We start from the raw sequence: 11,321 nt of genomic DNA on the forward strand, positions 1-11,321 counted from the left end.
AATTTAGCCGCTAAGCTCGCATGCCCAGTCATTCAGCTGCAAGTGGCTTTGCCGCCTCCGCACGCATCTCGGCGCGGGTCTTCGGCTTAGCCTTAATTTTCAGGTCTTCGAAATCCTGCTTGTCCCTGACGCTGTTGCGGAAAATCTGATCCTTGCCGGGCATATATTGTGGCGGGCAATAGGCGTCCTTTGCACCATACCAGGCAGCCGCCTTGATAGTGAAGGACGGGTCGGTCAGGTGCGGACGGCCAAGTGCGACGAGGTCCGCACGGCCGGCGGCCAGGATCGTATTGACCTGATCGGCGGAGGTGATGTTGCCGACGCACATGGTGGCGACACGCGCTTCATTGCGGACCTGATCCGAGAACGGCGTCTGGAACATGCGGCCGTAGATCGGACGCGACTCCTTGACGGTTTGCCCTGTCGAGATATCGGCGAGATCGACGCCAGCCTCGGCGAAGGCGCGGGCGATCTGTACCGCGTCGTCGCCGGTGTTGCCACCTTCGGCCCAGTCGGTCGCCGAGAAGCGAACCGACATCGGCTTGTGCGCCGGCCACGCTTCACGCATCGCCGTGAACACTTCGAGCGGGAAGCGCAGACGATTTTCCAGCGAACCGCCATATTCATCGGTGCGCTTGTTGGTCAGCGGCGACAGGAAACTCGCCAGTAGATAGCCGTGCGCCGTGTGCATCTCGAGCATGTCGAAGCCACAGCGCTCGCCGCGGATCGTGGCAGCCACGAACTCTGCCTTGACGCGATCCATGCCGGCACGATCGATTTCCACGGGCACCTGACTATCCGGATAGTAAGCCAGCGGCGACGCCGAGACGATGTCCCATGCGCCATCGGCGAGCGGGCGGTCCATGCCGTCCCACATCAGCTTGGTCGCCCCCTTGCGGCCGGCATGGCCGAGCTGCAGGCAGATCTTCGCAGCCGACGTCGAGTGGACGAAATCAACGATGCGCTTCCACTGCGCTTCCTGCTCGTCGGTCCACAGACCAGCACAGCCGGGCGTGATGCGTGCGTCGCGGCCAACACAGACCATTTCGGTGAAGACGAGACCGGCGCCGCCAATGGCGCGCGAGCCGTAATGCACCAGATGGAAATCGTTCGGGACGCCCTCTTCCGCCGAATACATGCACATCGGCGACACTACGGCGCGATTGGCAAGCACCATATCCCGCATCTTGAACGGCTGGAACATCGGCACTTCCGGCTTGTCGACATCGACGTCGAAGCCCTGCGCCTGCACCTTCTGCGCAAACGACTTGTCGACTTCCTTGACGAAGTCCGGCGCGCGCAGTGTCAGATTATCGTAGGTGATCGCCTTGGCACGGGTCATGACGCCGAAGGCGAACTGCACGGGGTCAAAGTCCCAAAAGCGATCCACGTGCTCGAACCAGACCAGCGACACGTCCGCCGAATGCTGGATCTTCTCGACCTCCTCGCGGCGACCGTGTTCGTAGTCGTGCAAACCGGCCTCAACAGTGGGGGCCTTCGCCATTGCATCATGCAGCGCGATAGCATCTTCCATCGCCAGCTTGGTGCCAGAGCCGATGGAGAAATGCGCGGTCGCCTTGGCGTCGCCAAGCAGCACCATGTTGTCCTTGACCCAGCGCTTGTTGCGGATCATCGGAAAATTGCGCCACATCGAGCGGTTGATCAACAGCTTGTGGTCGCCAAGGAAGCCCTTGAAGATATCGTGCATGCGATCAGCGGATTCCTGCTCGCCGAGGCCTTCGAGGCCGGCGCGCTTGAAGGTCTCCGGATCGGTCTCGAAGATCCAGGTCGAGCGGCCAGCCTCATACTGATAGGCGTGCGCAATGAACGGCCCCCACTCGGTTTCCTGGAACAGGAAGGTGAAAGCATCAAGCGGCTTGGTTGAACCCATCCAGGTGAACTTGTTCGAGCGCAAATCTACTTCGGGCGCGAAGTGTTCGATATACTTGTTACGGAAGTGGCTGTTGATGCCATCAGCCAGCACGATCAGATCGGCATCGGCGAAACGCGCTTCGTCGGTGATATCGACTTCGAACAGCAGATGGACGCCGAGTTCGCGGGCCCGGTCCTGCAGGATCATCAGCAGCGTGCGGCGCGAACAGCCGCAGAAGCCGTTGCCGCCGACGCGGTGGACTGTGCCGCGGAAGTGCACGGCGATATCGTCCCAGTAAGCGAATTCCTGGGTGATGCGCTGATAGCTTGGAAGATCGTATTTCTCGAAATTATCGAGGGTGGCGTCGGAGAACACCACACCGAAGCCGAAGGTGTCGTCGGGCCGGTTGCGCTCATAGACCGTGATCTCTGCCTGCGGCCGCTGCTTCTTCAGCAGGATCGCAGAATAGAGGCCCGCCGGCCCGCCACCGATAATCGCGATCTTCATGACAGCCTCCGCAGTCGTGCCTGGATGGAGATATTTTAAACCTAAAACAATTCCTGGCAAGCCTGACAAACCGGCAATTCGCCAGCTTTGATGCACATCAAATTGTCAATCGGCGCGATGCATCTTGAATTTGCTCGCGCCCGCGCGAGGCGACTTGTTGAAACTCTGTCATGGCCGGGCCTGACCCGGCCATCCATCTTACCACCCGCATTGCCGCCAAAGATGGATGCCCGGGTCAAGCCCGGGCATGACGGTGCGTGTGTCTCAATTACCCTCGAACGTCGGCTTCTGCTTGTTCGCGAAGGCGTGGAACGCGCGGGCGAAGTCCTCCGTGGTCATGCACAGCGCCTGCGCCACCGCCTCGGCTTCGATCGCCTCTTCCACCGACATCGCCCATTCCATCGACAGCATGCGCTTGGTCATGGTGTTGGCATAAGTTGGCCCCTCGGAAATCTGCTTGGCCAGTGTCTGCGCCTCGCTCAGCACCTCCGCCGGTGCGACGATGCGGCTGAAGAAGCCCCAGCGCTCGCCCTCCTCGGCCGTCATGAAGCGGCCGGTATAAAGCAGCTCGGACGCACGGGACTGGCCGATGATGCGCGGCAGGATCGCGCAAGCACCCATGTCGCAGCCGGCGAGGCCTACCTTGTTGAACAGGAATCCGACCTTGGTGCCGGTCGCAGCCAGACGCATGTCGGAGGCCATCGCCATGATGGCGCCGGCGCCGGCGCAGATGCCTTCCACTGCGGCGATGATCGGCTGCGGGCAGGCGCGCATCGCCTTGACCAGATCGCCGGTCATGCGCGTGAAGGCCGTCAGATCCTTGGTGTTCATCTCAATCAACGGGCCGATGATTTCGAACACGTCGCCGCCCGACGAGAAGTTGCCGCCGGCACCGGTGACGACCACAACCTTGACGTCGTCATCCATCGCACAGGCGCGGAAGAAATCCGTCAGTTCGCGGTAGCTCTGGAAGGTCAGCGGATTTTTGCGTTCCGGCCTGTTCAGCGTCACCGTCGCGATGCCATCGGCCACCGCCAGTAGGAAATGCTCAGGCTTGAACTCGGCCAGCGGCAGCGTGACGGGATTGGCGACCTTGTTCTTGACCATGACTGACATATTGGCTCCCGGTAATTTGTTCGGTTCTTGTTGTTGCGGTTCGATCAGACTTCGCCGCCAGCGACGGCGATGCTCTGGCCGGTGATGGAACTGGCGCCGGCGCCGCACAACCACAATACGGCATCGGCGACTTCGCCGGGCGTCACCAGACGGCCCTGCGGATTGTGCTTCGCCAATTCGGCAACAGCTTGTTCGCGCGTACGGCCAGTCTTGCTCATGATGTTGTCGATGCTGCCTTCGAGCAGATCGGTTTCGGTAAAGCCTGGGCACACTGCATTCACAGTGACACCGCTTTTCGCGACTTCCAGCGCCACCGAGCGCACGAGGCCAATGACAGCATGTTTCGCAGCGCTATAGGCGCTCACATAACCATAGCCCTTGAGGCCGGCCGTCGAAGCAACCGCGACGATGCGACCGCTCTTGCGCTTGACCATCTCGGGCAGCACAGCCTGCGTCGCATAGACGACGCCCATGAAATTGACGTCCATCATGCGCTGGAACAGCGCGGCATCCGATTTCACGAAAGGCGCGGATTCCGCGGCACCCGCATTCGCCACCAGAATATCGATCGGCTGGCGTTTCGCGGCATCCGCAATCGCGGCATTCAGCGCGGCCTGATCGGACACGTCGGCGGCCATCGCATGGTGCGCGTCACCAGCGGCAACGACCTCGTTCAGCACGGTGAGATTGCGACCCAGGATGGTGACGGTCGCGCCGGCCTGCACCAACGATGCTGCAATGGCGCGGCCGATGCCGCGGCCGCCGCCGGTCACCAGAGCGTGGGAGGAGCGAGACAATCCGGACATGCGTCACCTTCCGCAGGCTCTCCATGAGCCTGCCTGGATATTATTTTAGACTTCAAGCTTTTGCAAGAAACAGGCAGGCCATGCTGCTAGCGGCTGCGGCGGAGCGTATCCGACGGGCTCTCGCCATAACGGGCACGGTAGAAGCTGGCCATCCGGCTCGGATGGGTAAAGCCGAGATCGAAGGCCATATCGATGACCCTCTCGCCCGGCGCAGCCCGCAGCAATCGTGCATTCAAATGCGTCAGCCGGATATCGAGCAGCGCATCGGAAATCGACATGCCGAAATGCTTCTGGAAGCCGAGCTGCAGCGAACGTATCCCAATGCCTGCCGCGCGGGCTAGCCGATCGAGCTCAAGCGGCTCGGTGGCATGGGATTCAAGATAGTCCCGCGCCTTTCTCAGCACTGATGGCAGCGGACCAAGGCGCGTAAGACTGCGGTCGATGGTGTCGGTGAGCGTATGACGCTGACCGGTCAGCAACAGTCCAATCACGGAGTCACGCAGGGTCGCCGCCATCATGGGCGAAATCTGCTGCCCTGGTCCGCGATGCTCCGCGAGATCAACGAGGTATTCGATCTGGGACCGGATCGCGAGACCGAACGGCGTATTGAGGTCGACCTCCGGATCAAACTCGATGACCGCTCCGGATCTTTCCGCCAGCGCCGCCGCGCGCTCTTCTACGAGCCGCCGTTCGACCAGCAGGATCAATTTTGCGCAATCGTCCTGCCAGACCATCTTTGTTGGCATGGTCGGCGACAGCAAGGACGCGAAACGCCCTGCGGACGCCTCTATCGTGCGGCCACCCGTATCGATCCGGGCACCGCCATGCATTGGTATCTGCAGCAGGAAGAAGCGATCGAGACAGCCGGGATCGATCGATACCGAACCGCCATAGGACACATAGTTCACCGAGAAGCCATCGAACGCGGCACAGTTATGGAGCGCGTGAAAATCCGGCCAGGAGCGCTGCAAGGGGTCGAGCGCATGCGGACAGAAGATGCGCCCGATCGAATCGGCCGCCTCGTCGATATCCCTGGTGAAGACGCGGGAGAACGCCGCAAGCCTTGCGCCGCGGGCCGGCTGGACATTCCCTGATACGGCTGCGTCCAACACCATGGTCCGATCGCCTGCGTTATTTGAAGCCTAGACTATCCATGTCGCATCACGCCGCATAGTCGGCGCCGCGCCGTAAATATTGCCGTGCTGCACAACGAATGCGCAGGCCGGCGCCTGCCAAAGATGAGTGTGCAGCGCAACGCGCCTGCGCCCCTCCCCCTACCGGTAATTATTTCGTCGTTCGGATAGCGGATTCGTTCAACGGCTAGAGACAAAGCGCGGGGTCACGCAGCATCCTTGCAGACGTGAAACCCAAGGGAGCAGGACCATGGCGGCACTTGAAAAAGGCATTACCCAGAACGGCACCGGATATAACGGCACCACGTGGAATATTCTCGGGCAGGTCTATTTCCCGAAGGCCATGACCGACTCCACCTTTGCTTTCGAGACCAACAGTGATCCCGGTCAGTTCGTGCCGGTGCATATCCACCCGACTCAGGAAGAATTCATCCTGGTGCAGGAAGGCGTGCTCGACCTCAAGCTCGACGGCCAATGGGTCCGTGCCCATGCCGGCGACCTCGTCCGCCTGCCACGCGGCATTCCGCATGGCTACTTCAATAAGTCGGACAAGCCTGCCCGCGCACTGTTCTGGGTGTCGCCGACGCAGAAGCTCGAAGCCCTGTTCAAGCAACTGCACAACATGAGCGACATTGAAGCCATCGTGCGGGTCTCCGCCGAGCATGAAGTGAACTTCCTACCACCGGAAGCCAACGACTAGGCGTAAACAGCCGAACCGAGTTTCACGCATCGCGGACGTTCCGCGCAGACCCCCGTCTGCGCGCGTGAGCCCGTACGCCCGCCATACAGCACTGCATTCAGACAGGAGACGAGCCATGGTCAAACAGAAAAACGTTTGCGTCATCGGTGCCGGCATCGCCGGCCTTGCCGCCGCCAAATCCTTCACGGCGCACGGGCACAAGGTGACGGTGCTGGAACGCAGCGGCGATCTCGGCGGCGTATGGGAGCCCGCCCGCTCTTATCCGGAGGTGCAGACCCAAAGCCCCAAGGAACTCTATCGCTTCACCGACAAGCGGATGCCGGCCAGCTATCCGGAATGGCCGAAGGGGCCGCAGGTCCATGCCTATCTCACAGACTATGCACACGACTATGATCTGATCCCGCTGATGCGCTTCAACACGACCGTCGTGAGCATGAAACGCCGCGACAATGGCCTACCCGGCTGGACGCTTGAGACACGCGATGCGGCTGGCAACACCGCACAGGAAGCATTCGATTTCGTGGCGGTCTGCACCGGACAATTCAACGAGCGCAAGGAGCTGCATCACCCCGGCGAAGACGCGTTCAAGACCGGCGGCGGCGTCATCCTGCATTCGGCGGAGCACACGGATTCATCCATCGTCAAAGGTAAGAAGGTCGTTGTGCTCGGCGGCTCGAAATCGGCCACCGATATCGCCGTGCATTCGGTCAATGCCGGCGCCAGCGCCGTTACCTTCGTCTATCGCGAGCCGGTCTGGCGCATTCCCTATTTCATCGGCGGCCTGATCAACTTCAAGCGCATCCTCTATATCCGTGCGCAGGAGGAGATGTTTCGGGGCTGGGGGCTGACAGCGCTCTCGCGGCTCAATCACGCCATTGCCAAGCCATTTATCTGGGCCAACTGGCGCGGGCTCGAGGCCATGTTGAAGACCCAGCTCAAGCTGAAGAAATGCGACATGGTGCCAGAAGGCCGCATCGAGGACGGCATCAACTGCTCGGTGCCGATCGCCACGCCGAACTTCTTCCCGATGGTTGCCGACGGACGCATCAAGGCGATCCGCGGCACCTTCGATCATTACGACGGCAAGACCATCGTGATGTCAGGTGGCCAGCGTATTGAAGCTGACGTCGCGATACTCGCCATCGGCTTCACGCTCGGCGTGCCGTTCCTGCCGCAGCAATATCGCGACAAACTTGTCCAAGCCGACGGGCAATATCGGCTCTATCGCGTGATTGCTAATCCGGATCTGCCGGACATGGGCTTTGTCGGCTTCAATTCCAGCTTCTGCTCGGTGCTGACAGCGGAAATGGCCGCCAACTGGCTGGTGCGCTATGCCGACGGCAAGCTGGCGAAACAGCCGACGGCAGCGGAGATGCATGCGGATATGGACAAGATGCTGCATTTCAAGCGCATTGAGCGTCCAGCGGCCGGTGTCTATGGCGGGCTATGCGTGGCACCCTATCACTTCAAGCATTTCGACGAACTGCTCGACGACATGGGCGCCACCAGCAAACGGCGCAGCGCCCTGGTGGAGAAGTTCACGCCGCCGGATGCGGACGCCTATGCGCGGTTTCTTGCGTCGGCTCCGAACTACAAAGCGGAGGCGACTGCCGCGTGATCGTCAGGCGAGCCGTGATCGGCTTGCCTGATCAGCTCACTGTGCCTGGGCAGCCTTGATCAGCTCGCGACCGATGATGACCTTCTGGACTTCGGTTGCGCCTTCATAAATGCGCAGCGCACGGATCTCGCGATAGAGTTCCTCGACCTTGACGCCCGACTGCACGCCGAGACCGCCGAAAATCTGCACAGCACGGTCGATCACTGTCTGTGCCGCTTCGGTCGCGAACATCTTGGCCATGGCGGCTTCACGCGTGATGCGCGCCGCGCCCTGATCCTTGGTCCAGGCCGAGCGATAGACCAGCAGGGCCGATGCATCGATGGACGTGGCCATCTCCGCGAGCCCCGCTTGCGTCAGCTGAAGATCGCCCAGCGTATGGCCAAACATTTTTCGCGTGACCGAGCGATGCAGCGCTTCATCGAGCGCGCGTCGTGCGAGGCCGAGCGCGGCAGCACCGACGGTCGAGCGAAACACGTCGAGCGTCGCCATCGCGACCTTGAAGCCTTCGCCGTCCTTGCCGATACGGTTCGCCAGAGGCACGCGGCAATCCTCGAATTTCAGCGTGGCCAGCGGATGCGGCGCGATCACATCGATCCGCTCCGCGATCGTGAAGCCCGGCGTATCCGCATCGACCACAAAGGCGCTGATGCCGCGCGCGCCGGATTCGCCCGTGCGCAGAAACACCACATACTGGTCGGCAATGCCGCCATTGGAAATCCAGGTCTTGAGGCCGTTGATGCGGACATGATCCGGACCATCAGGCACCGCCGTCGTCGTCATCGCAGCGACATCCGACCCTGCATCGGGCTCTGACAATGCGAAAGCCGCAATAGCCTCGCCACTGCCAACGCGCGGCAGATAGCGCGACTTCAAGGCCTCGGAACCGAACAGACTGATCGGGCCGGTGCCCAGTCCCTGCATCGCAAACGCAAAATCAGCGAGACCGCTCTCATAGGCCAGCGTTTCGCGGATCAGACACAGCGAACGCACGTCAAAGGTCGGATACATTCCGCCATGGCTCGCCGGCACAGCCGCGCGCAACCAGCCTCCATCACCAAGCGCCTTCACCAGACGTTTGCAGGAGCCATCGACGTCATGGTGATCGACCAGACCGGGCAATGTCGCCTTGGCCCAGCGCGACAGACCCGTGGCCAGCTCGCGGTGATGGTCCTCGAAAAACGGCCAGGACAAAAATGACTGATCGGACATGGCTTCCTCCCTCGATGCATCGGCAATCGACATTGTTTTAAACCTAAAGAAATTTCGGACAAGGGCGATGGCGGGACATCACAACATCGCCAACCGGAAGGCGCATAGTCCGTCACCGGAGAGCCGACCTCTAAAAACGACGTGCCTCCGGATGAGGCAACCCACAACCCTTTAAGTCTAAAACTATCGCTTTTCATATATCTCGGACATGCTAGGATCACCTTGTCCGACAGCACAGGAGGCCTATGCGTGCCAAATTCTGCAGCCCTGACGACGAAGGACGGCCGCTTCGGTTTTGAAGCCAAAGGCTCCCCCGCGGCGACGCCGCTGGTGTTTCTGCACGGGATCGGTGGTGCCGGCCGCGGCTGGCGCCCCCAGCTCGAAACGTTTGGCGACCGCTACTACGCCATCGGCTGGGACATGCCGGGCTATGGCGGTTCAAAGCAACTTGAGACGCCTAGCATCCCGGCCTTCGCCGAAGCCCTGAAGGACTTTCTCGCGCAGATTGGCGCCAGGAAACCGGTGCTGGTCGGCCATTCCATTGGCGGCATGATCGTGCAGCGCTTCATGGTAGACTATCCCGATCTCGCCGGCGCCATCGTGCTGGCGCAGACCACCTCCGCCTTCGGCAGCTCCGACGGCGAATGGCAGAAGAATTTCATCGACGCCCGGCTTGGCCCGCTCGACCGCGGCGAGACCATGGTGTCGATGGCGCCGAAGCTGGTGGCAGGCCTGATCGGCGACAATCCGGATCCTGCCGGCCTTGAACTCGCACGCGACTGCATGGCGTCTGTGAAGCCCGACACCTACCGCGCCTCGATGAAGGCGATGATCGGCTTCGATCTGCGCAAGAACATTGCGGACATCAAAATACCGACTTTAGTCCTATCGGGATCGAAAGACAACAACGCGCCCGCGAAAACCATGGCCAAGATGGCCACACTCGTGCCGGGCGCGACCTATGTCGAACTTGAAGGCGTCGGGCATCTCGCCAGTTTCGAACGCCCGCGCGAATTCAACGAAGTGCTCGCCGACTTCCTCAAAACCAGCCACAACCTTTCGGGGTCATCCTCATGAACAAGCCTGCCAGCAAGCCCGATCTCGACAGCATCGTTCTCGACAAGCCGATGTTCGATCCGAAGGCCTATCGTCTCGACGACGAGCAGGCCGGGCTGATCGCCAAGGCGCGCGAGCTGGCGCAGGCTAACTTCGCCGGTCGCGCGGCGAAGTGGGATACCGAGGCCACCTTCCCGCTGGAGAACTACAAGGACCTGCACAAGGCGGGTCTGCTGGGCATCTCGATCCCGAAAGCCAACGGCGGTTCGGGCGCCGGCTATCAGACCTATTCGCTCGCTGCCGCCGAAATCGGCCGTTATTGCGGCGCCACGGCACTCACCTGGAACATGCATGTCTGCTCGACGCTGTGGTCCGGCCCGCTGGCCGATGACCTCGACATGGATGACCAGATGCGCGCCGAACAGCACCGCCGCCGCGCCATCCACTACAAGCGTATCGTCGAAGACGGCGCGATCTATTCGCAGCCGTTCTCCGAGGGTGGCGCAGCGGCCGCAGGCGGCGTTGCGTTCGGCACCGAAGCCAGGCCCGTCAAAGGTGGCTGGATCGTCAACGGCAAGAAGATCTTCGCGTCGCTGTCGGGCTTCGCCGATTACTACGGCGTGCTCTGCACCGAGGTCGCTGAGGGCGAGAAGGCTTCGCGCCGCAACACGCTGTATCTGGCGATTTCCGCCAAGTCCGAAGGCGTCTCCGTCGTCGGCGACTGGGATCCATTGGGCATGCGCGGCACGGTCTCCCGCACGCTGATCTTCAAGGACGTGTTTGTGCCGGAAGATGCAGCGCTGATGCCGCGCGGCGTCTACTTCCAGGCCGCGATGCGCTGGCCGCACATGTTCCTGACGCTGTCGCCGACTTACGTCGGTCTCGCGCAGGCATCGTACGATTTCACCGTGAAGTATCTCCGCGGCGAAATCCCGGGCATGCCGCCAGTCAAGCGGCGGATGTATCCGACCAAGCAGATCGCCGTGGCGCAGATGCAGATCAAGCTCGAACAGCTCAAGTCGACCTGGTTCCAGGCCGTGACCGAAGCCTGTGCCAATCCGAGCAAGGAGCAGGTGCTGCGCGCCTACGCCGCCCAGTACACCGTGATGGAAGGCGCCAACGAACTCGCCGCACTGGCGATCCGCACCTGCGGCGGTCAGGCCATGCTGAAGACGCTGCCGCTGGAGCGCATCTATCGTGACAGCCGCTGCGGTGCGCTGATGCTGCCCTGGACCGCCGAGCTTTGCCTCGACCGTATCGGCCGAGAAGCACTCTACGAGGCCGGCGAGAAAGACGAGTAATC

9 protein-coding genes are annotated in these 11,321 nt (G+C 61.5%); 4 read left to right on the forward strand and 5 right to left on the reverse strand.

The window, feature by feature from the left end:
* Positions 1–28: 28 nt before the first annotated feature.
* The 4 genes from CHC01_RS26885 to CHC01_RS26900 all read right to left on the reverse strand — a co-directional run bounded on the left by CHC01_RS26885 (position 29) and on the right by CHC01_RS26900 (position 5,417).
* Positions 29–2,380: a bifunctional salicylyl-CoA 5-hydroxylase/oxidoreductase gene (locus CHC01_RS26885; RefSeq protein ID WP_089267421.1), complete on the reverse strand. Its 2,352-nt coding sequence runs from the start codon at positions 2,378–2,380 to the stop codon at positions 29–31.
* A gap of 264 nt (positions 2,381–2,644) precedes the next feature.
* Positions 2,645–3,487: an enoyl-CoA hydratase family protein gene (locus tag CHC01_RS26890; protein ID WP_089267422.1), complete on the reverse strand. Its 843-nt coding sequence runs from the start codon at positions 3,485–3,487 to the stop codon at positions 2,645–2,647.
* Positions 3,488–3,540: 53 nt separating this feature from the next.
* A complete protein-coding gene (locus tag CHC01_RS26895; protein WP_089267423.1) occupies positions 3,541–4,302 on the reverse strand; it encodes an SDR family NAD(P)-dependent oxidoreductase in 762 nt (253 codons plus the stop codon).
* Positions 4,303–4,388: 86 nt separating this feature from the next.
* Positions 4,389–5,417 carry an AraC family transcriptional regulator gene (locus tag CHC01_RS26900; protein ID WP_089267424.1) on the reverse strand — a complete coding sequence of 343 codons (1,029 nt, stop codon included), beginning with the start codon at positions 5,415–5,417 and terminating at the stop codon, positions 4,389–4,391.
* A 268-nt stretch (positions 5,418–5,685) separates the two neighbouring features.
* Between CHC01_RS26900 and CHC01_RS26905 the strand changes: the two genes are divergently transcribed.
* Positions 5,686–6,135 (forward strand): cupin domain-containing protein, encoded by a 450-nt coding sequence (locus tag CHC01_RS26905; RefSeq protein WP_089267425.1) that lies wholly within the window; start codon positions 5,686–5,688, stop codon positions 6,133–6,135.
* A 115-nt stretch (positions 6,136–6,250) separates the two neighbouring features.
* Entirely contained in the window at positions 6,251–7,753 is a 1,503-nt protein-coding gene (locus CHC01_RS26910) for a flavin-containing monooxygenase (protein WP_089267426.1), read from the forward strand.
* A gap of 36 nt (positions 7,754–7,789) precedes the next feature.
* Here CHC01_RS26910 and CHC01_RS26915 read toward each other — a convergent pair whose 3' ends face one another.
* Positions 7,790–8,962: an acyl-CoA dehydrogenase family protein gene (locus CHC01_RS26915; protein ID WP_089267581.1), complete on the reverse strand. Its 1,173-nt coding sequence runs from the start codon at positions 8,960–8,962 to the stop codon at positions 7,790–7,792.
* A gap of 249 nt (positions 8,963–9,211) precedes the next feature.
* Between CHC01_RS26915 and CHC01_RS26920 the strand changes: the two genes are divergently transcribed.
* Positions 9,212–10,039, forward strand: coding sequence for an alpha/beta fold hydrolase (locus CHC01_RS26920; RefSeq protein ID WP_089267427.1), 828 nt, complete (start codon positions 9,212–9,214; stop codon positions 10,037–10,039).
* Entirely contained in the window at positions 10,036–11,319 is a 1,284-nt protein-coding gene (locus CHC01_RS26925; protein ID WP_244558535.1) for an acyl-CoA dehydrogenase family protein, read from the forward strand. The genes CHC01_RS26920 and CHC01_RS26925 overlap by 4 nt, the downstream gene beginning before the upstream one ends.
* Positions 11,320–11,321: the final 2 nt, after the last annotated feature.

The sequence above is a fragment of the Tardiphaga sp. OK246 genome, assembly GCF_900188215.1.
GTDB classification, from domain to species: Bacteria; Pseudomonadota; Alphaproteobacteria; order Rhizobiales; family Xanthobacteraceae; genus Tardiphaga; species Tardiphaga robiniae.